Raw genomic sequence first — 21,952 nt, forward strand, 5'->3', positions numbered from 1 at the left:
TATGGAAAAAGGAAAAAATACAGCAATTGTAGCTTACGTTACAATAATAGGGAGTGTAATCGCAATTTTTATGAATCAAGATGAAAACAAATCTGAATTTGCAAGTTTTCACATTCGTCAAGCGCTTGGAATTTTTTTAACTTGGGGTTTGTTTGGATATATTGTTGGAAACTTAGATAATTGGATTATGTCATCTGCCCTTTATATATGTATTTTTCTTTTATGGGTTTTCGGTTTTATTGGTTGTTTAAATGGTGAAAAAAGAGTTGTTCCTATTGTTGGAGAATTTTACCAGAAGTTTTTTAAAAGCTTATAAACGAATATACAAATTAACAATAGAATGAACCTACATTACCTCATACGCGAACCAAAAAAAATAAAAGAACAAAATCCGGTTTTAATCTTAATCCATGGTTACGGTAGCAATGAAGAAGATTTATTCTCATTTGCCAGCGAATTACCTTCAGAATATTACGTAATTTCTCTACGAGCTCCTTACGATTTACAACCTTATGGACACGCTTGGTATGCCATTCATTTTGATGCCGATGCTAATAAATTTTCAGATGATGAACAAGCCAAACAATCTCGCGATTTAATTGCTAGTTTTATTGATGAAATCGTAACTAAATATCCAATTGACAAAAACAATATAAATCTAATTGGTTTCAGTCAAGGTGCTATTTTAAGTTATGCCACTGCTCTATCTTATCCAGAAAAAATAAACAAAGTAATTGCTTTAAGCGGTTATTTAAATAAAAATATTTTAGTGAAAGATTTTGCATCAAAAAACAACCAACATCAAAAATTCTTTATTTCACACGGAACTGTTGATCAAGTGATTCCTGTTGATTGGGCTCGAAAAGCAGCGCCTTTTATTCAAAATTTAGGCTTAGACGTAACATACAAAGAATATCCAGTAGGACATGGAGTAGCGCCTCAAAATTTTTATGACTTTAGAGATTGGTTAAATAGTTAATTTATTTTGGAAGAAGTAAAAAATATTTTTTTTAAAAGTAATCTTTTCAGTAGTGATAAGAAACTAGTTTTTCATCCAGAATATTTAGAATTAACAAATAAAAAATCAAATATTTTCAAATCAAAATTTGAAAAAGAATCAATTGCAAATTTTAGATATGGAATAAAATGGTTGAATGGTTACGCTTTTACTTTTGGAAGAATATATTGCATTGATATTGAAAACGATAAAAATGAAATAATTAAAATTAGATTAAAATCATTTTATGGCTTTAATCTTAAATCATTGTCAGATAAATATGTAAAAATTATTGATTTTCTTCAAGATTATTACTTTGATGATATTTCTAGAAAATATTTGTACAATTTTACAAATGATATTTCTTTTATAATTAATAACATAGAATTTAACAAAAATGGAATTATTTTAAAAAAAAAACATTGTTCTTTGGGAAGATGTAGAAACTAAAAATTTCATAAAATACTTTTCAATAAGCTCTAAATCTGATCACTCAAAATATGTTCTTGTAGATTATATGAATGATTGGAATGGGAATGTTATTTACTCTGTTACAAGAAAAATACTAATGGATAAAGGTTTATTGTAAATAAAAAGCCCTACAAGTAGGGCTTTCACTTTAAAAAATTAACTAAAACTACATTTTTGGCAATACTACAGTATCAACAACATGTATAACTCCATTTTTTTGAAATACATCAGCAATAGTTACTTTAGAATTGTTCCCGTTTTCATCAGTTATGTAAACATCTTTTCCTTTCATCCATGCAGTTAAAGTTCCTCCGCTTAAAGTTTTAAAAGAATATTTACCATTTCCTTTTTTAATAGCTCCCATAATATCTTTTGCACTCCAATTTCCAGCTGCAACATGGTATTTTAAAATCGTTTGAAGCATTTCCTTGTTTTCTGGCTTTAAAAGTGTTTCAACAGTACCTTTAGGAAGCTTATCAAAAGCTGAATTTGTTGGAGCAAAAACCGTGAAAGGTCCATCAGAAGATAATGCTTCTACTAAACCTGCTGCTTTAACTGCAGCTACCAAAGTTGTATGATCTTTAGAATTAACTGCGTTTTCAACAATGTTTTTAGTAGGATACATAGGAGCTCCTCCTACTTCAACCGTTTTTTCTTTGCTTTGAGCATTCATTTGAGTTCCTAAGAACAAAGTAGTTACAACTAATAATGTTGCTAAAATTTTGTTGGTTTTCATAATATTTAATTTTATCATTTCCTTTTACTTACGTAAATAGTTTTATTTTGGTTTTACATCAAGAAAGAAATTAATCAAACATTAATAAGGGTCAATATTAATTTTAGTATTTTTGTAACTTATTATAATAAAATAAAACTATGGCAACAGTTACTTTGGGTGGAAACCCTATACATACAAATGGTGAATTACCAAAAGTAGGTGATTCTTTAAACGATTTCATTTTAATCCAAAATGATTTATCTACAGCTTCTTTAAATGATTTTAAAGGTTCTAAATTGGTTTTAAATATTTTTCCAAGTATCGATACAGGAACTTGTGCAACTTCAGTTCGCCAATTTAACGAAAAAGCAAGTTCATTAGACAATACTAAAGTTTTATGTATTTCTCGTGATTTACCATTTGCACAAAAACGTTTTTGTGGTGCTGAAGGTTTAGATAACGTAATTAATCTTTCAGATTTTAAAGAAGGTAGTTTTGGAAAAAACAACGGATTAGAAATCGTTGACGGGCCTCTAGCTGGTTTACACTCTCGTGTTGTAATTGTTACCGATGAAAATGGCAAAATTTTACACACTGAACAAGTTTCTGAAATCGCTAATGAACCTAATTACGAAGCTGCTTTAGCTGTTTTATAAAAAATGAAATTTCAAAAAGACGAAACTTTATTTACAGGTCGTTTAAAAAGTATGGTTTTTGCCGCTAAAGGCGCTTTTAAATTAATTACTACCGAACATAGCGTAATGGTACAAAGTACAGTTGCTGTTTGTATGATTATTGCAGGATTTTACTTTGGTATTTCCAAAGAGGAATGGTTAGTTCAAACACTTGCTATGGGATTAGTTCTAGGAATTGAAGGCTTAAATACTGCTGTTGAAAAAATTGCCGATTTTATTCATCCTGATTATCATGAAAGAATTGGATTTATTAAAGATATAGCTGCTGGCGCTGTCTTTTTTGCTGCATTAACAGCTATTGCAATTGCTGCAATAATTTATATTCCGTATTTAGGATAATTTCTCTATTTTTGTAAAATACACAAATAGCTGAATGGCAAAAAAAGCAAAGACAAATACTTCTGAAAATAAACCCAAAAAGCCAAAATTTAACTGGCAAATAACACGCCAACAAAAATTTGCAATAGGAATACTTCTTGTATTACTTTCTATTGCATTATTGTTGTCGTTTGTGTCGTATTTCATTACTGGAAATTACGATCAAAGTCAGGCTAATGATGTTTTCAATAGAGAATCTCGCGTACAAAATTGGTTGGGTAAATTTGGAGCCTATTTAGCCGATTTCTTTTTATATAAAGGTTTCGGTGTTGCTTCCTTTATAATCATTAGAATACTTTTCTTAGCCGGAATTTATTTGGTATTAGACATTGCATTGAGTAAACTAAAGAAATCACTTTTTTGGGATTTATACTTAATTATTATAGTTTCTATTCTATTTGGATTTTTTTGGGAATATCTTCCGCAATTAGCAGGAACTGTTGGTTTCGAAATGAATTTATTCATTCAAGACTACATTGGAACAATAGGAACATTACTGACTCTTATTTTTGGAATTATAATTTTCTTAGTCTTCAAAATAAAAGTTTCACCAGATTCGGTTAAAAATTTCTTCGAAAAGCCAGAAAAAGAAATTACTGAAGAAACAATTGATGAAGTAATTCCTGTAACAGATGAAGTAATTTCAACAGAAGAAACTCCGAATATTATTTCACCTAAACAAGATGATGATTTTATTATTCGTGAAGATGAAGAAGCAATTTCAAATATTGAATTGAAACCTAAATCGGCTTTTGAAATTGATAAAGAGGCTTTAAAACCTACAATTTCTTCTGCATCAGAATTAAATTTAAAATCAAAAGAAGACGAACCGACTTTGGTTACTGAAAATAAACCAGAAGTTCTAGAATCAAAAACTGATGAACCAACTAATGATAGCGATTTTGTAATTGAGAAAATTGCCGAAGAAGAATCAGTTGAAGAAAATTTAGCGGCTAAATTGGTTCAAGATTTTGGTGAATTTGATCCCACATTAGATTTATCGAATTACCAAATGCCTCCAATTGACTTATTAAAAGAATATTCAACTGGAGGAATAACTATAGACCAAAGTGAATTAGAAGAAAATAAAAACCGAATTGTAGATACATTAAAAAACTACAACATTGGAATTTCACAAATAAAAGCTACTGTTGGTCCAACGGTTACATTGTATGAAATTGTTCCGGAAGCTGGAATTCGAATTTCAAAAATTAAAAACTTAGAAGACGATATTGCGCTTTCATTAGCCGCATTGGGTATTCGTATTATTGCTCCAATTCCAGGAAGAGGAACAATTGGTATTGAAGTTCCAAACAACAAACCTTCAATGGTTGCTATGAAAACGGTAATTGCTTCGTCTAAATTTCAACAAGCAGAAATGGAATTACCAATTGCCTTTGGTAAAACTATTTCAAATGAAACTTTTGTTGTCGATTTAGCTAAGATGCCTCACCTATTAATGGCAGGTGCAACAGGACAAGGAAAATCTGTTGGTTTAAATGCGATTTTAACTTCGTTATTATATAAAAAGCATCCTGCAGAAGTAAAATTTGTTTTAGTCGACCCTAAAAAGGTTGAGCTTACACTATTCAATAAAATTGAAAGACATTATTTAGCGAAACTTCCCGATACGGAAGAAGCTATTATTACCGATAACACCAAAGTTATCAATACTTTAAATTCGTTGTGTATTGAAATGGACAACCGTTATTCATTATTGAAAGATGCGATGGTTCGTAACATTAAAGAATACAACGAGAAATTTAAACAAAGAAAATTAAATCCAGAAAACGGTCACCGATTTTTACCTTACATTGTATTAGTTGTCGATGAGTTTGCCGATTTAATTATGACAGCTGGTAAAGAAGTGGAAACACCTATTGCACGTTTAGCTCAATTAGCCCGTGCGATCGGAATTCACTTAATTATTGCTACACAGCGTCCATCGGTAAATGTAATTACAGGTATTATTAAAGCCAATTTCCCTGCGCGAATTGCTTTTAGAGTAACTTCAAAAATTGATTCGAGAACGATTTTAGATTCGCCAGGAGCTGATCAATTAATTGGACGTGGTGATTTATTGTATACACAAGGAAATGAATTAACTCGTGTACAATGTGCTTTTGTTGATACACCTGAAGTTGAGAAGATTTGTGACTTTATTGGTGGACAAAAAGCTTATCCTGATGCCTACTTACTTCCTGAGTATGTTGGTGAGGAAAGTGGCACGACTCTTGATATAGACATAAACGACCGAGATTCGTTATTTAGAGATGCCGCAGAAGTAATTGTGACAGCACAACAAGGAAGCGCTTCTTTAATACAACGTAAACTCAAATTGGGTTACAACAGAGCGGGTAGAATAATTGATCAATTAGAAGCCGCTGGAATTGTAGGTCCATTCGAAGGAAGTAAAGCAAGACAAGTTTTAATTCCAGATTTAGTAGCATTAGAACAATTTTTAAACAACGAACAAAACAATAATTAAAATGAATAAGTTAGTTAAGATTGCATTTGTTTTCTTAGTAAGTATTACGAGTATACAAGCTCAAAATTCTCAAAAAGCTAAAGCACTTTTAGACGAGGTTTCAGCTAAGGTAAAATCATATGAAAACATAGTAATCGACTTTAAATATGCTTTAAACAATCAAAAAGAAAACATTAACCAAGAAAGTAAAGGTAATGTTGCATTACAAGGAAATTTATACAATTTAAATTTCATGGGGGTTACTAAAATTTTTGATGGTAAAAAGGTTTATACAATTGTTCCTGAAGACGAAGAAATAAGTATTTCAAAATATGATGAAAATGACAAAGATGCTGTTACTCCTAACAAGATGTTAACTTTCTTTAATTCAGGTTATAAGTACAATTGGGATATTTTACAAAACATAAAAGGAAGAAAAATTCAATATGTAAAGTTAAATCCGATTAGTTCAAAAGATCAAAGAAAAGAAATCTTAATAGGTGTTGATGTTCAAACTAAAAATATTTACAATTTAATCGAAATTGGGAAAAATGGTACAAGAACTACTTTAACTGTTAATTCTTTTAAAACAAATCAGCCTTTATCAAAAAATCATTTTACCTTTGCTGAATCAAAATATCCAAACTATTACATCAATAGGTTAGATTAAGATTTCAGGTGAAAATATTAGATCGATATATAATAAAATCTTACATGATTACATTTACTACGGTATTTGTAATCTTGTTTTTTATATTCGTATTACAAGGAATTTGGCTTTTTATATCAGAATTAGCTGGAAAAGATTTAGATACTTTTACTATAGTAAAGTTTTTATCTTTTTACGCTCCTACAATTGTTCCATTAGTTTTACCATTGTCTGTTCTACTAGCTGGTATTATGACTTTTGGTAGTTTTGCCGAAAACTATGAATTTGCCGCAATGAAATCATCAGGTATTTCGTTGCAACGTGCTATGAAATGGTTATCTGCTGCAATTATTTTATTAAGTTTAATATCTTTCTTTTTTGCAAACAACGTAATTCCGGAATCTCAATACCGTTTTTTAAACCTCAGAAAAAACATAGTTCAGCAAAGACCCGCTATGGCAATTGCTGAAGGACAATTTAATTCTATTGGAACAATTACAATAAAAGTTGGTAAGAAATCAGGTGACAATGGAAACGAATTGGAGAATGTCGTTATGCACGTAAAAAACCAACAATTAGGAAATGGTGCAAGTACAGTAATAAAAGCAAAAAGAGGCTTACTGAAAAGTGAGAAGAATTCTAATTACTTACAACTACAACTTTTTGACGGTAATTACTACGAGAATGTTTTACCAAAAGACTATAATGAACGTAAAAAAGTTCCTTTTGCCAAAAGTAGTTTTAAAGAATATATTTTAAACATTGATTTAACTAAATTAAATACATCTGAAGGAGATGAAAGCGATATCACTTCTGAAAAGATGTTAAACATCAATGAGCTTACTTATACAATTGATTCATTACAGACAAATTATGATAAGGATATAGTTTCATATAGTGAAAATATTATATTACGTTCAAATATTTACACTCCAGAAAATTCAAACGATTCAATTATCAAACCTGTTAATAAAAAAGTAGAAAACATACTTGATTTATTCAATTTTACTGATAAAAAAAGAATCTTAGAAATTGCTAAAAATAATACTGCAAGTGTACAATTTAGCATTGAAAACAGTAATAACGATTTAATGTATAAAAAGAAAAACATTTATGCGCATTGGATTGTATATCATGAAAAATTTATGATTGCATATTCATGTTTACTTATGTTTTTCATTGGTGCTCCCCTTGGGGCAATTATTCGTAAAGGTGGAATTGGATTGCCTATAGTTTTTGCTATAATAATTTTTATTGCTTACCATTTTATGAATGTATTTGGTAGAAAACTTGCCCAAGAAGCTGCTATATCTCCTTTTTTAGGCACATGGCTTGCTTCAATAGTTTTAACACCACTAGCAATCTTTTTAACCTATAGAGCTACAAATGATATTGGATTAATGATAAGTTTCGATTGGATTACAGAACCTTTCCAAAAACTTTTTTCAAAGTTTAATAAAACAAACAAACAAAATGACACAACACAACATACAGCTTAATACTATTGAAGAAGCGATTGAAGACATTCGAAATGGAAAAGTAATTATCGTTGTAGATGATGAAGACAGAGAAAATGAAGGTGATTTTTTAGCAGCTGCAGAAAAAGTAACACCTGAAATGATAAACTTTATGGCAACTCATGGCCGTGGCTTAATTTGCACACCTTTAACGGAAAGTAGATGTAAAGCATTGGACTTGCATGCAATGGTTAGAAACAATACTGACCACATGGAAACTGCTTTTACGGTATCTGTAGATTTAAAAGGGCATGGTGTAACAACTGGAATTTCAGCTGCAGATAGAGCCAAAACGATTGAAGCCTTAATAAATCCAGAGACAAAACCATACGATTTAGCACGTCCTGGGCATATATTCCCATTAATTGCAAAACAAGGTGGAGTTTTAAGAAGAACTGGTCATACCGAAGCTGCAATTGATTTTGCAAGATTAGCCGGATTTCAACCAGCCGGTGTAATCGTTGAAATTATGAATGAAGATGGAACAATGGCAAGATTACCACAATTGGTAGAAGTTGCAAAAAAATTCGATTTAAAATTAGTTTCAATTGAAGATCTAGTTGCCTATAGAATGCAACATGATAGTTTAATTCAAAAGAAAGAAGATTTTGATATCGAAACCCGTTTTGGAAAATTTAGACTAAGAGCTTATCTTCAAACAACAAATAAACAAGTACATATAGCATTAACAAAAGGAACATGGAGTTCTGGTGATCCTGTTTTAACACGGATAAACTCAACTCAAGTCAGTAATGATATTTTGGGTACATTAACAAATAATGTAGATTCAAAATTAGACAATATGTTTAAAAAAATAAATGAGGAAGAAAAAGGAGCTATAATTTTTATTAATCAAGAAATTCAATCCATGGAGCTTTTATCTCGTTTAAAAGAGCTAAAAGAGCTTCAAGAACAAGGAATTACTAAAGCACCAAACATTAAAATGGATACAAAAGATTTTGGTATTGGAGCTCAAATCTTACATGATTTAGATATTTCCAAAATGATGCTACTTTCTAATAGTAATGCACCTACAAAAAGAGTTGGAATGATAGGCTATGGTTTAGAAATAGTCGACTATGTAAATTATTAAAAAAACCACAATTTTATAGCTAATGACGATACTGTAATAATTAAAAACAATTTTATTACTTTATCGTCTTTTTTTACGCTCCATCTACTTGCAACCCAAGCTCCCGAAGCATTACCTAAAGTAAGTATTAAAGCTAATGGATAATTTATTTTATCTTCGAATGCAAATACTAAAACAGCTCCAATAGTATAAACAGCAACAACAAATACTTTAGTAACATTCGATTTTAATAATGATAAGCCATTTAGGTAAGGTAAAATTACTAACATTAAGAAACCGATTCCTGCATTTATAAAGCCTCCATATATACCCAAAAAGAAGAAAATAAATATAGAAACATATAAATATTTGCCTGTTGTTCTTTCCGGTAATTCTGTGTAATTTTTTATGGGATTCAATAAAATTGTAGTTAAAACCATAACCATAATTATAGCTAAAATTTTATTGAAAAGTTCTCCTGTAATATTAATGGCAAGCTTTGCTCCTAGCAAAGATCCAAAAAAAGCTGATATCCCTAAATACAAACTAAAAGGATATGTTGAAACCCCTTTACTTTTAAACCCCCTAACTGCAGTAAAAGTTTGTATTAAAATTGCAATCCTATTTGTACCATTTGCTATTGGAGCTGGCAGACCTAAAAATAGTAAAGTTGGCAAAGTTAATAATGTACCTCCTCCTGCAATTGTATTTAAAAAGCCCGCAATAAAGCCAATTGGAATTAAAAGTAAATATTCTATAGAAAAATCCATCATTTTAAATAATACTACAAAAATATTGAATTCTTAATTAAAAAAAATTTAATTATTATTATTTTGAATTTCAATCACTTGAAAAAAAACCTAAAAAAAAGTTTATTTTTTTTCTTCATTTCTTTTTGTAGGTTAAAAAAGGTTTATATATTTGCACTCGCAATACAGAAATAATTGCACGTCTTATTGGAGAAATGGCAGAGTGGTCGAATGCGGCAGTCTTGAAAACTGTTGACTGTAACAGGTCCGGGGGTTCGAATCCCTCTTTCTCCGCGATAAACATTGAAATACAATGTTTTACAGGAATTACACCCAATTTTACACCCAAAAATGTAAAATTGGGTTTTTTGTTTTAAAAAGTAAATTACTGAAAAAATTGAGCAATAAATAAAATCAGAATCTTTGTATTCAAGCCTTTGTTTTTAAAATGAAAATAGTCGCCAAATGACGACTACTTGAATATTTTTTTAATTTTGCTTTTGAGGTATTGTAAATTGGAATCCCATATTAACCAGTATTTTTTTCATATTAGCAATTGCAATTAAAATGACTTGAATTGCTTTTTCACACTTTTTTTTATTTGGTTATTTATTTCTAAATCAATGAAATTTAATTGCTCATTATTAAAATTTCATCCTCTGAATTCTAACTGCGTTTAAGATTGCAAGAAGTGCAACCCCAACATCGGCAAAAACTGCTTCCCACATTGTTGCTAATCCACCTGCTCCAAGAATTAAAACTATAGCTTTTACAGAAAAAGCAAGAATGATATTTTGCCAAACAATTTTTTTAGTTTGTTTACCAATATTAATTGCCATTGGTATTTTGCTTGGCTTATCGTCTTGAATTACTACATCAGCAGTTTCAATTGTTGCATCGCTACCTAAACCACCCATCGCAATCCCAACGTTACTTAATGCTACTACTGGTGCATCATTAACTCCATCACCGACAAAGACAACGGTTTCATTTCTACTTGTTATTTCTTTTACTTTATTTACTTTGTCTTCTGGTAATAAATCTCCAAAAGCATTTGCAATACCTAGTTTGTCTGCAACAAATTTTACTACATTAGTTTTGTCACCACTTAACATCGTTGTTTTTACATTTAATGCATTCAATTTATTAATTGTTTCTTGAGCATCTTGTTTTATACTATCAGCTATTGTAAGAAAACCAACAAATTTTTTATCATAAGCCACTGCAATTAATGTGTAAACTATACTTGAAGGATCAATATCATATGCAATAGAAAATTTATCCATTAATTTGAAATTACCTACTAATAATTCTTTTTCATTGATTGTAGCTTTTAGACCATGCCCCGCAATCTCGTCTACATTTTCTAATTTTATGGAATGGTCAATTTTGCCAACAAATTCATGAATAGCAGTTGCAACTGGATGTGTGCTTTTGCTTTCTAAAACGTTTATATATTTTAGAATTTCATCTTTATCAATATCAGAATTAAACACAACTTCTTGCACTTTAAAAACACCTTCGGTCATTGTTCCAGTTTTATCCATCACTACATTTTGAATAGTAGCAATTACATCTAAAAAATTGCTTCCTTTAAAAAGAATTCCATTTTTTGAAGCTGCACCAATACCACCAAAATAACCTAAAGGAATAGAGATAACTAAAGCACAAGGACAAGAAATAACTAAAAACACTAATGCTCTATACAACCAATTTGAAAAAACATAATCATCTACAAAAAAATAAGGAATAATTGTTATTAATACTGCTAATAATACTACAATTGGAGTATAAATTTTGGCAAATTTTCTGATAAATAATTCTGTGGGAGCTTTCTGTGAAGTGGCATTTTGCACTAATTCTAATATTTTAGATAGCTTGCTATCTTGATAAGCAGTTGTAACTTTGACTTGTGAAACTGTGTTAAGGTTAATCATACCTGCTAAAACGGTTTCGTCTTTTACTATAGAATCTGGTTTGCTTTCACCTGTTAAAGCTGCTGTGTTAAATGAAGCTCTATCTGAAATTAATGTTCCATCTAATCCTAATTTTTCTCCTGGTTTTAATTGTATAATATCACCAATGTTTACTGCTTCTGCTTTAACTGTTTTAGGTATATTATTCTCAATAATAGTAACTTCATCTGGTCTTTGGTCTAATAGTGATTTAATATTTGATTTAGCTCTTTTTACAGCTAATGTCTGAAATACTTCTCCTACTGCATAAAATAACATTACTGCAACTCCTTCTGGATATTCACCAATAGCAAATGCACCTATAGTAGCTATAGTCATTAATAAAAACTCTGAAAATATATCTTTTTTGATTATACTTTCAATAGCTTGTTTTATTACCGGGAAGCCAACAGGAAGATAAGCGATTAAATACCATGCTATTCTAAAATAACCTTTAAACCAATCTTTATTTATATAATTATCTAATGTAATAGCTATGATTAGAAGTATAAACGAAATAATAGCCGGTAAGAACATCTTGAAAGTACTTTCATTACCACTATCGTGATTATGACCGTCATTTTCACTATGTTCTTTGACCGCTTTATTTACTTTTTTTTTCGGTTGTACAACAATCTTCGTTTATTAATTTATTTTGATTTTTCATATAAATATATATTTAAATTAAAATAACCCCCATCGTTAAATGGGGGTAGGGGTGACTTTAGTGGTCGTGACCTTCATGATTTTCGTGGTCATGACCTTTATGGTTTTCTAAACCAACAGTCGTTTCTAATAAGTCCATGTTGCAAATTGGACATTTTCCTGCCTCAGTGTATGTTTTTCCTTTTTCACAATCCATAGGACATGAGTAGGTAATTTTATCAGACTTGATTACAGTTTCTGTTGAGTTCTCTGTATTAGAATCTGTTTTTGGGTCTGATTTACATGATTTCATTGAGAATGTAGCTAAGGCAATTGCCATAATTAAAATTGTTTTTTTCATCTTATAATATAGTTTTTAAGTTAATAAAAATTAATGCTCATGACCTCCACCACCTTCAGACTTTAATAAATGACTTTGGATATAATATGCTCCTTTTAATGCTATTTTTGCATCAGAATCTATTTTTTGTAATAGTGATATTTGTGTAAAACCTAATTGTTTTGTTCCTGATTTAACCTCAATTCGTTGAAAATGATTCATTTTTTCTGTTTCAATTTTTTCTTCATGATCTTCTTCTAATATAAAAATAAACTCTCTACCATCTGCTTTTACTATTGCCTCATCAGGTAAAGCGAAAACTTCATTAGTGCCAATACTAATTAAAGCATTTATATACATACCAGAAATTAATTTTTGATTGTTATTATTTATTTCTACATGAACTGCTACTGCTTTTGTATCGTTCTCAAATGCTTTTCCAATACTAAAAACCTTTCCTGTTATTTCTATTTGATTTTGATTTGTGAAAATAAAACGTACTTTTTGACCGACATTAATCTTGTATAAATCTTTTTCGTAAACTAATAAATCCACATGTAATTTAGAATTGTCTACAATTGAAAGTAATGGTTTACCTATTTCTACATTGCTACCTATTTTAATGTTTATTGTTGTAACATATCCAGAAATTGGTGCACTAACAGCAACTGTTGCAGTTGCATTACCGTTACCATTGATATTAAAAACAGCTAATTGTTTTTGTAAAGAATTATAACGTGCTTTTTCTATTTCATACTCGGATTTGGATTTTTGGTAGGCTTTTCTCGAATTTACTTCTTCTTCATTTAATGTTTTTTGTCTTTCAAATTCTAATTTTAGGAATTCTAAGTTACTTTTTGAAGTTAAATAAGCTTCTTGTAATTTAGTAAATTCTGGACTTTCTATTATAGCTAAAGTTTGTCCTTTATTTACATATTGTCCTTCTTTAAACAAAATTGATTTTATTACACCAGTAGTTTGTACGGAGACATCGGCTTGATTTTGAGGTGGTAATTTTGTATAACCATTTGCCTCAATAACTTGGCTTAAATTTTTTTTGGAAAATGTCCCCAGTTCTATATTTGCTGCTTTGAATTGTGCATCGTTTAATACAACTTCTTTTATTGTTGCTAGTTCTACAACTCCTTTAGATGTTTTTTCATGAGCATGATCGTGTCCTTCATGGTTTGTATTACGAAATACAAAGTATAGAATGCTACATAAAATAATTAAAGCTATTGTTATATATATTATATTAGATTTTTTCATTTTATTGATTTGTTAAGTATTGTAGATTGATAATTGTTAGATTGTAATTTAAAATAGCTTCATTATAATTCAATTGTATCGCTGCTGCTGTTTCCAAACTTGTTGCATATTCTAAATAAGAAATATTACCATTTTGATATTCTTTTGAAGCATTTTTCAAAATCTCTTTTGCATTTGGTAAAGCTGTTTTTGTGTAATACTCTAAATTTGCTTTATAAGTATTTAATTGGTCAACTTGCTGGTTGAATTGACTTTGCATCTGCACTTGTAAATATTCTAAATTTATTTCTTCCAATTTAATTTTAGTTTTAGCTGCTTTTGATTTTGCAATAGAGCTTCCTGCAAAAATGGGTAGTGAAACTCCAACAGAGAAGCCATTGAATTGAAGCGAATTATCTGCTAATGAACTGCTATTTGTTTCTGGTGTTCCAATAATGGATTGCATGAAATAGCCTGCTGAAAATTCAGGATATAGAGTTGATTTTTCAAATTTATAATTAGCTTTTGCAATTTCAATATGATTAGAAGCTAACTCGATAGTTGGGTTTTGTTTTATTAAAGTAGAATCTACATCTATAGTATTGGCAATAAATAATGTATCAGTTATAATAAAATCTGACTTTAAATCTAAAAAAAATTTTATTTTAGACTTTTCAATTTCTATTTGCGTTTTGGTCTGTTTTATTTTTTGCTCTAATTCTTGTTGTTTTACTTTGGCAATATTTTTCTCTAAAACATTTGTTTCACCAGTTGTATAGCGTAAGGTTGCAGCTTTTACAAATTTCTGATATACGTTGTTTTGTTCAGCAAGTAATTTATTTTGAGCTTCAAAAAATAATATGATATTCCAAGCTTGACGAATAGAAAATGTAAGTTCTTGTTTGGATATTTTAATTTGTGTTTGACTAGCAAAATTGTTTTCATTCAGAACTTTTTTACGAGCACTAATTTGAAATGGACTAAATACTTGACTTATGGTTAAGTTCTTGTCTCTTGCAAAAGTATTCATCTGGCCAAAAGTTCCTGTAAAATCTGTTTTGGGTAACTCAAATGCTGATTTTGTTAACTGTCTGCTACTTTCAGCATTTAGTTCAGCAGCTTGAATATTTTTATTTTTTTGCAGTCCAATTTCAATGGCTTTTGGTAAATTTAATTCTTGCATATTTTGTGCATTTACATTAAAAGAAACAAACGAAATAAGTAGAATAGTTATAATTTTAGAGTTCATTTTTACTGATTTTTTAATTCCTTTTTCTAAATAATAATAGAGAATTGGTAGTACAATTAAAGTTAACAAAGTAGCTGATAATAATCCACCAATTACAACAGTAGCTAATGGTTTTTGTACTTCTGCACCAGCACTGCTACTTAAAGCCATTGGTAAGAACCCAAGTGAAGCAACTGCAGCTGTCATAATAACTGGACGTAATCTTACTTTTGTTCCTTCTTTAATACGTTCATTTACATTCTCCATTCCTTCTTCTCTTAATTGATTAAAGTATCCAATTAATACAATACCGTTTAAAACTGCTACACCAAATAGTGCTATAAAACCAACTCCTGCTGATATACTAAAAGGCATATCGCGTAACCAAAGTGCAAAAACACCACCAATTGCAGAAAGTGGAATTGCTGTAAAAATTAATAAAGATTGTTTGATAGATTTAAATGTAAAATAAAGCAAAACAAAAATTAATAATAACGCTATTGGAACTGCAATAGAAAGTCGTTTGTTAGCTTGTATTAAATTTTCAAATTGACCACCATAAGTTATGTAGTAACCATCAGGTAATGTTAAACTTGACTCTAGTTTAGTTTGAATATTCTCAACTACTGTTTTTACGTCAGCACCACGAACATTAAAACCTACTACAATTCTACGTTTTCCATTTTCACGTGAAATTTGCATTGGTCCATCTTCAAAATTAACATCAGCAATTTGGCTTAAAGGAATTTGATTGCCAGATGATAAAGTTATAAATAACGCCCTTAAATTATCGATATCGGTTCTATCACTGCTGTCTAATCGAACTACTAAATCAAAACGTTTTTCTCCTTCATATACTACACCAGCAACTTCACCTGCAAACCCCATTCTAACCGTTCTGTTAACATCACTTATTTTTAAACCATACGCTGCCATTTTATTTTTATTGTAACGAATCGTTATTTGAGGTAAACCAGCTACACGTTCAGCTTTGGCTTCTGAAACCCCATTAATAGAATTAATCAGTTGAAGTACTTCATCACCTTTGCTAACTAATACATCTAAATCTTCTCCATATATTTTAATAGCAACATCACTTCTAACACCTGTCATTAATTCATTAAAACGCATTTGAATTGGTTGTGAGAACTCGGTAAAAGCACCAGGAATATCTTCTAGAGCTTCTTCCATTTTTTCCATTAACTCTTCTTTTGTTTCAGCAGAAGTCCATTCACTTTTATCCTTTAATAAAATAATCATATCTCCAGCTTCGATAGGCATTGGGTCTGTTGGAATTTCAGCAGCCCCAATTTTTGTAACGATCATTTTAATTTCTGGAAACTTTGCTTTTAAGATTTGTTCTGCTTTTGTAGTGGCTTCAATCTCTTGTGATAATGAACTACCAGATGCAATAATTAAATGTGTTGCAATATCTCCTTCATCTAATGTTGGAATAAATTCTCCACCTAGTGAATTAAATACAAGTAATGCTAATACAAATAATCCTAATGCAATTGAAACAACAATAGCCTTAATTTTTAAAGCTTTTTCTAAAATGGGTTCATATAAATTGTGTAGTTTTTCAATAATTTTATCACTAAAATTTTTCTTATGACCTGTTAGTTTTTTTAATGTTAGTGCAGTCATCATCGGTACATAAGATAAGGATAAAAGAAAGGCACCAAGTATAGCAAATGAAACCGTTTGTGCCATAGGTCCAAACATTTTTCCTTCAATTCCTACCAAAGCTAAAATTGGCAAATAGACAATTAAAATTATTATTTCACCAAATGCAGCACTACTTCTAATTTTTGATGAAGCTTGATAAACTTCTTCATTCATTTCAGCAGTAGTTAATTTTCCTTTTTTACTAACCTGCAATCGATGTACAATTGCTTCTACAATAATTACTGCACCATCTACAATAAGACCAAAATCAATTGCACCTAAACTCATTAGATTTCCACTTACATTAAATAATTTCATCATAGAAATTGCGAATAATAAAGCTAATGGAATAACTGAAGCTACCACTAAACCAGCACGCCAATTACCTAAAAGAAGTACCAAAATAAAAATAACAATTAATGCACCTTCAATTAGATTAGTTTGTACAGTTCCTATTGCTTTATTGACTAATAATGACCTGTCCATAAAAGGTTCTATATCTACTCCATCAGGCAACGTTTTTTTGATTTGTTCCATTTTGGCTTTAACAGTTTGGATAACTTCTCCACTGTTTTGTCCTTTTAACATCATTACCATTCCAGATACTTCTTCGCCTTTACCATCTTTAGTTACAGCACCGTATCGAATACTACTACCTATTTGCACTTTAGCAACATCGCGAACTAAAACAGGAATTCCATTTTGATTTTTTATTACAATTTTTTCAATATCTTCTATCGAACTTACCATTCCAATACCTCTAATGAAATAGGCATAAGGTTTTTTGTCTATATATGCACCACCAGTATTTTCGTTGTTAGCCTCTAAAGCATCAAAAATTTCAGCAATTGAGATATTCATGCTTTTTAACTTGTCAGGTTGAACAGCAACTTCATATTGTTTTAAATTTCCACCTAAAGTATTTACTTCTGCAACTCCTTTTGTGCCTATTAGTTGTGGTTTTATGATCCAATCTTGTATAGTTCTTAATTCTGTTGCATCATATTTATCTTCAAATCCTTTTTTAGGAAATACAACATATTGATAAATTTCTCCTAACCCTGTTGATACAGGTGACATTTCTGGTATTCCAACGCCTTTAGGAATTGTGTTTTCAGCTTCTTTAATTCTTTCGGAAATTTGAGTTCTTGCCCAATATATATCTACATCTTCTTCAAAAACAACTGTTATAACACTTAAACCAAATCTACTTATAGAACGAAGTTCAACGATGTTTGGAATAGATTTTACTGATAATTCTATAGGATATGTGATGAATTGTTCTACTTCCTGAGTAGCTAATTTAGGAGAAGAAGTGATTATTTGTACCTGATTATTTGTAATATCCGGTAAAGCATCACTAGGAAGTGTATATAGAGAATAACTCCCCACAATTATTAATGCTAATGTAAATAGACCAATAATGAATTTATTATTGATACTAAAATGTATGATTTTATCTAACATTGAAAATTAAGTATATGAATTAGAATTTAGCAAAAAGGGAATTTGCAGTTATTTTGCGTTTTTAACGCAAATATCTAACCCGAAATTACTCGGGCTTCATTATACTAATTGAGGCGGTTGCCAAATACTTCTAGAGAAAATTTTAATTAGGTTAGAATTGTAGTTTGAATTAAAAGTTCTTAATTCTTGAATTTGAACAGAAAAGTCATAAACTATTGCTGGATGATAGTTAATAATTGTTTGTCCACAGCAATTACATACACAAAAAGGAGAACATGAATCATCATTAGTATCATGAGAATGGTTTTCATGGTTTGAAGAATACTCATTAACAGAATTAATAGCAATACCTTCTTTTGTATCTGAACATGGAATACACGATAAAAAGATTAAATATAAAGATAATATGAAATTAATGATTTTCACAACTGTAAAAGTAGTAAAAAAATAATACAATCAAAATAACAAGAATTTTGTTTGCATTATATATTATTTATAAGGAATTTAATATTTTGTTTTTTTATATTCCAATAATGTGAATTTCTCTGTCAAAATCTTCATATCGTCACTCACTTTTCTATCTAATACTTTTGCGTAATGTTGTGTTGTTCTTAAATTTTTGTGTCCAAGCATTTTGCTCACAGTTTCAATAGGAACTCCATTTGTAAGCGTTACAGTCGTAGCAAAAGTATGTCGAGCGATATGAAAAGTTAATTCTTTTTCAATTTCACAAATTCCAGCAATTTCTTTTAGATACGCATTCATTTTTTGGTTGGTTAGAATAAAAATTACTCCTTATTTTTTTATACAAATATATTTTTAAACACAATATTATCGTTTTTTTTCTGGAATTCTTTACTAACTTTACAATTCGAAAATATTAACGCTTGCGTAAGCTATCTTTATTGGTTACTGAAAACTAGGAATCTTCAAGACAACCGAATAATAGATAGACTTACGCCCGTGCCTAATCCAGGCGTGGGCTAAGTCTTTCTGGTTGTCGGGTATCCTAGTACCTCAGTAACGGATTGATTTTAGTTCCACGCTTTTTAAATTAGGTACTATGGAAAATACAATCAAACAAACTTATGAAGTTTTAAAACCTTTAATTAACAAAGTCTTATTTCAAAATTTTGATGAACCAGACTTTAAAGAGTTAAAAAATGTAAAGCTAAATACATCATTTGTTAATCTTATTAATAAAAAGAAAACTGATGAAAATTTAAGATTATCTACTAGTTATTTATTTGAATGTTTTACTGAAGTTTTCTCAAAATTTACTGAAGCAAATAGATTGTCTATTGTTAAAATTTTACTGCACGACATTGAATTTAAATCATTTGTAATGTTTAAGTTTTTACTTGGTTATAAAAATATCAATCCGGAATTAGATTTAACTGCTGATGATATTCAAGACATGATATTATTATATGGTAAATCTGGTAAAATGAATGCGTTTGTTGCATTATATTTCGATTTGTTCTTTGAAGATATTTTCAATTTTAAATTCTCTGAACCAGATAGTATTACCGAAAATGAATATCAAGAAATTTTAGATCAATATTTACAAGCTAAAACATTAGTTTAAGTTTTATAGATTACTTTTAAATAATCTTTTTGCGACCTTCGGGAGAAGAAAGCGAGATCGCTATTTTGGATGCAAAAACGAAGTTTTTGTGGCCACAATGGCACATCTCGATGAATTAACTCATTTTTGTTCATTTTCAAATCCTTAAAAATAATTCAATATGATTGACAGAACAACTCTTTTATCATTAATTAGTAGCCTTGAACTAAGACATACTATTGAAGAGTGTGAATTAGCATTACTACAAAATTATTCATGGATTGAAACTGGAATTCGTGAAGAGTATCCGCTAACATTCCATCAATTAAAAACTTGGAATAAACTTGAAAATTATTTAGTTATTAAGGCAAATACAACTTTAGAAAGAGAAGCTGAATTATGGGGAAAAGGATTTCGAGGTAGAACGCATATAGAGATTGCAAATGCTGAAATTTGGGAACAAATTCAATTGGAAATTGGACTTCTTGAACAGTTTTTTGATGATAATGTATTTACATTTGAAGATTTAGATATCTCATTTATCAAAAGTGAAACTGAAAAGAATAGATTAAAACCAACTTATATAGAAATTACAGAAGCAGATATATTTGAAGAAATGGCGAATTATCTTCTCCCAAATGATGACGATTTAGATGATTATGACCTGGATAATAATCCAATAATAGAATCTAAGAGTTAGTTGTTTTTATCTACCCAATTTTCTAAATCGTTAAGAGCTTCTGGGTGTTGTTCATAATATTCCTGGAATAATAAAACGAAGGCCTCTCTTGTCTTTATTTTTTCAGATTTGTCTTTATTCGATTCGTAGAATTCAAAACACAAAATGATTTCAAGTAGAATAAATACTATTTTGAAATAAAAATTCACTTTTTGATGTAAATAACTAACTTGATTTTCACGGAAACTTTTTTGTATTAATCGAAGATTTGAAAGTTCATTTTCGACTAATTTTATTTTAACATCTAAATCTTCTTGAATTTTCATTTAAATAAAAGTATAAAAAACACAAAAACTATTAAACCATAGGCTATATATTGATGTTGAAGCAGTCGTTTTTCGGTTTCTTCAATTCTTTTGATTAACGACTCATCATTTTTAATGGTTAACTGCTCAGCTAATGACAGGTGATTAGCTAACACACTTTTTAATAATTCAATCGTCTTTCGGTATTCTGAAAGGTTCTTTTCGTTTTCAATTCTATAACTGTCTATGTTTAATTTTGGTTTGTGATTTTTAAGAAAATCTATAATTTTCTTCAACTCTTCAGTTTCTTCAATTAATATCGAAACAGTATCTTCTAATTTGGGTCTGTGCTTAGTCATTTCTTCTAAATTTAGTTGCTTTTGTTTTACTAGTTTGTTCACCAATTTTTTGAATTTCTCCAAAATTTTTCAAGTTGATTTTTCTGTTTATCTCTGAAGTTTTAAAATTTTCATTTGTGGCCACATTTAAAAATCGGTGTCCTTGAATTTGCCCTTGCTTATTAATAGATGGTTGAACAATGATACCCATTGATTTCATAACATCGAAATATGAGTCTAATGAGTCTAATTGCATGGAAATAGCTTTTTGATGCTTTTCAAAAATTTCTTTTTTTGTTGTTTTTAATTCCTTATCATCGGCTGAATTAATTTTGTTAACCATGATTTGTTTTGCGGAAATCAATCCTCGTTTTGTAGCAATTTTATGTGCGGCCCACTGGGCTTTTTTGCCAATAAAATGATCGCTCAGAGCTTTTCCAGTTAAATCTATTCTTGAACAATATATGTGAATATGCTTGTGTTTTTGTTTCTCATTATGAATAAATGCAAGAAACTGATGGTTTTCTGTGTTAATATTTAATTCCTTTAAAAATTCAATTGTGAGTCCTTTCAAATCTTGATCATTTAGTTTCTCAGTATCTTCAATAGATGGAGATAAAACTAAACTCAACACCTTGTTAGTTGTTCTTTGATTTAACTCTTGAGATATTCTAAACTCTTCCAGCAACTCTTGTGATGTGTTCCCACATAAATTACTTCTAAATAATTCATAACCTTTTCTCTCATTAATGATGTAGTTTAGCAAGGAACCACCACCTGGACAAGCTTTAGCCATTCC

Annotated in this window: 21 protein-coding genes, 1 tRNA gene and 1 pseudogene; 12 read left to right on the forward strand and 11 right to left on the reverse strand. The window is 29.7% G+C overall.

The features are described 5' to 3' along the window. Position 1: 1 nt before the first annotated feature. From KK2020170_RS11760 to KK2020170_RS11770, 3 genes are read left to right on the forward strand one after another with little or no spacing between them, the layout of a single operon-like run. Positions 2 to 316, forward strand: coding sequence for a hypothetical protein (locus KK2020170_RS11760; RefSeq protein WP_221258515.1), 315 nt, complete (start codon positions 2 to 4; stop codon positions 314 to 316). A gap of 24 nt (positions 317 to 340) precedes the next feature. Beyond that, entirely contained in the window at positions 341 to 979 is a 639-nt protein-coding gene (locus KK2020170_RS11765) for an alpha/beta hydrolase (RefSeq protein ID WP_221258516.1), read from the forward strand. Between the two features lie 6 nt (positions 980 to 985). Continuing rightward, positions 986 to 1,447 carry a hypothetical protein gene (locus KK2020170_RS11770; protein ID WP_221258517.1) on the forward strand — a complete coding sequence of 154 codons (462 nt, stop codon included), beginning with the start codon at positions 986 to 988 and terminating at the stop codon, positions 1,445 to 1,447. A 187-nt stretch (positions 1,448 to 1,634) separates the two neighbouring features. On the opposite strand, the gene KK2020170_RS11775 is transcribed toward KK2020170_RS11770, so the two are convergent. Beyond that, the gene (locus KK2020170_RS11775; RefSeq protein WP_221258518.1) at positions 1,635 to 2,204 is read right to left on the reverse strand and encodes a fasciclin domain-containing protein; all 570 of its coding nucleotides are present in this window, start codon (positions 2,202 to 2,204) and stop codon (positions 1,635 to 1,637) included. A 140-nt stretch (positions 2,205 to 2,344) separates the two neighbouring features. On the opposite strand from KK2020170_RS11775, the gene tpx reads away from it, so the two are divergent. The 6 genes from tpx to ribB are packed head-to-tail and all read left to right on the forward strand — an operon-like array spanning position 2,345 to position 8,985. Continuing rightward, positions 2,345 to 2,842: a thiol peroxidase gene (gene tpx / locus KK2020170_RS11780; protein ID WP_221258519.1), complete on the forward strand. Its 498-nt coding sequence runs from the start codon at positions 2,345 to 2,347 to the stop codon at positions 2,840 to 2,842. A gap of 3 nt (positions 2,843 to 2,845) precedes the next feature. Beyond that, entirely contained in the window at positions 2,846 to 3,220 is a 375-nt protein-coding gene (locus KK2020170_RS11785) for a diacylglycerol kinase family protein (RefSeq protein ID WP_221258520.1), read from the forward strand. A 34-nt stretch (positions 3,221 to 3,254) separates the two neighbouring features. After that, a complete protein-coding gene (locus tag KK2020170_RS11790; RefSeq protein ID WP_221258521.1) occupies positions 3,255 to 5,747 on the forward strand; it encodes a DNA translocase FtsK in 2,493 nt (830 codons plus the stop codon). Between the two features lies 1 nt (position 5,748). Then, on the forward strand, positions 5,749 to 6,396 hold the full coding sequence (gene lolA1 / locus KK2020170_RS11795) for an outer membrane lipoprotein periplasmic chaperone LolA1 (protein WP_221258522.1): 648 nt from the start codon (positions 5,749 to 5,751) through the stop codon (positions 6,394 to 6,396). 8 nt (positions 6,397 to 6,404) lie between these two features. Beyond that, positions 6,405 to 7,874: an LptF/LptG family permease gene (locus KK2020170_RS11800; protein ID WP_221258523.1), complete on the forward strand. Its 1,470-nt coding sequence runs from the start codon at positions 6,405 to 6,407 to the stop codon at positions 7,872 to 7,874. After that, a complete protein-coding gene (gene ribB, locus KK2020170_RS11805; RefSeq protein ID WP_221258524.1) occupies positions 7,849 to 8,985 on the forward strand; it encodes a 3,4-dihydroxy-2-butanone-4-phosphate synthase in 1,137 nt (378 codons plus the stop codon). The genes KK2020170_RS11800 and ribB overlap by 26 nt, the downstream gene beginning before the upstream one ends. Here the strand turns inward: ribB and KK2020170_RS11810 are convergent. Next, positions 8,982 to 9,737, reverse strand: a complete 756-nt coding sequence (locus tag KK2020170_RS11810; protein WP_221258525.1) for a sulfite exporter TauE/SafE family protein — start codon at positions 9,735 to 9,737, stop codon at positions 8,982 to 8,984. The genes ribB and KK2020170_RS11810 overlap by 4 nt on opposite strands. Before the next feature lie 185 nt (positions 9,738 to 9,922). Between KK2020170_RS11810 and KK2020170_RS11815 the strand changes: the two genes are divergently transcribed. Next, positions 9,923 to 10,007: transfer RNA gene (locus tag KK2020170_RS11815), tRNA-Ser, on the forward strand. A 350-nt stretch (positions 10,008 to 10,357) separates the two neighbouring features. Here the strand turns inward: KK2020170_RS11815 and KK2020170_RS11820 are convergent. The 6 genes and pseudogenes from KK2020170_RS11820 to KK2020170_RS11845 form a co-directional block, all read right to left on the reverse strand. Then, entirely contained in the window at positions 10,358 to 12,205 is a 1,848-nt protein-coding gene (locus KK2020170_RS11820; RefSeq protein WP_221258526.1) for a heavy metal translocating P-type ATPase, read from the reverse strand. Between the two features lie 187 nt (positions 12,206 to 12,392). Further along, entirely contained in the window at positions 12,393 to 12,674 is a 282-nt protein-coding gene (locus tag KK2020170_RS11825) for a heavy metal-binding domain-containing protein (protein ID WP_221258527.1), read from the reverse strand. Positions 12,675 to 12,704: 30 nt separating this feature from the next. Next, positions 12,705 to 13,922 (reverse strand): efflux RND transporter periplasmic adaptor subunit, encoded by a 1,218-nt coding sequence (locus tag KK2020170_RS11830; protein WP_221258528.1) that lies wholly within the window; start codon positions 13,920 to 13,922, stop codon positions 12,705 to 12,707. Position 13,923: 1 nt separating this feature from the next. Further along, the gene (locus tag KK2020170_RS11835) at positions 13,924 to 18,264 is read right to left on the reverse strand and encodes a CusA/CzcA family heavy metal efflux RND transporter (RefSeq protein WP_221258529.1); all 4,341 of its coding nucleotides are present in this window, start codon (positions 18,262 to 18,264) and stop codon (positions 13,924 to 13,926) included. 99 nt (positions 18,265 to 18,363) lie between these two features. Then, positions 18,364 to 18,690, reverse strand: coding sequence for a DUF6660 family protein (locus tag KK2020170_RS11840; protein WP_221258530.1), 327 nt, complete (start codon positions 18,688 to 18,690; stop codon positions 18,364 to 18,366). Positions 18,691 to 18,768: 78 nt separating this feature from the next. Next, positions 18,769 to 19,047 (reverse strand): annotated as a pseudogene (locus KK2020170_RS11845) (tyrosine-type recombinase/integrase); the annotation flags it as partial. A 280-nt stretch (positions 19,048 to 19,327) separates the two neighbouring features. On the opposite strand from KK2020170_RS11845, the gene KK2020170_RS11850 reads away from it, so the two are divergent. Then, positions 19,328 to 19,852 (forward strand): hypothetical protein, encoded by a 525-nt coding sequence (locus tag KK2020170_RS11850; protein ID WP_221258531.1) that lies wholly within the window; start codon positions 19,328 to 19,330, stop codon positions 19,850 to 19,852. Between the two features lie 160 nt (positions 19,853 to 20,012). Next, complete coding sequence (locus tag KK2020170_RS11855; RefSeq protein ID WP_221258532.1) at positions 20,013 to 20,531, forward strand: hypothetical protein; 519 nt, start codon at positions 20,013 to 20,015, stop codon at positions 20,529 to 20,531. Here KK2020170_RS11855 and KK2020170_RS11860 read toward each other — a convergent pair. The 3 genes from KK2020170_RS11860 to KK2020170_RS11870 are packed head-to-tail and all read right to left on the reverse strand — an operon-like array spanning position 20,528 to position 21,949. After that, positions 20,528 to 20,836, reverse strand: coding sequence for a hypothetical protein (locus KK2020170_RS11860; protein ID WP_221258533.1), 309 nt, complete (start codon positions 20,834 to 20,836; stop codon positions 20,528 to 20,530). The two genes, KK2020170_RS11855 and KK2020170_RS11860, sit on opposite strands and share 4 nt — an antisense overlap. Beyond that, positions 20,833 to 21,174, reverse strand: coding sequence for a hypothetical protein (locus KK2020170_RS11865; RefSeq protein ID WP_221258534.1), 342 nt, complete (start codon positions 21,172 to 21,174; stop codon positions 20,833 to 20,835). The genes KK2020170_RS11860 and KK2020170_RS11865 overlap by 4 nt, the downstream gene beginning before the upstream one ends. Further along, entirely contained in the window at positions 21,167 to 21,949 is a 783-nt protein-coding gene (locus KK2020170_RS11870) for a relaxase/mobilization nuclease domain-containing protein (protein WP_221258535.1), read from the reverse strand. The genes KK2020170_RS11865 and KK2020170_RS11870 overlap by 8 nt, the downstream gene beginning before the upstream one ends. Positions 21,950 to 21,952 lie beyond the last annotated feature (3 nt).

Origin of the sequence: Flavobacterium okayamense (assembly GCF_019702945.1) — a bacterium.
Taxonomy (GTDB): Bacteria; Bacteroidota; Bacteroidia; order Flavobacteriales; family Flavobacteriaceae; genus Flavobacterium; species Flavobacterium okayamense.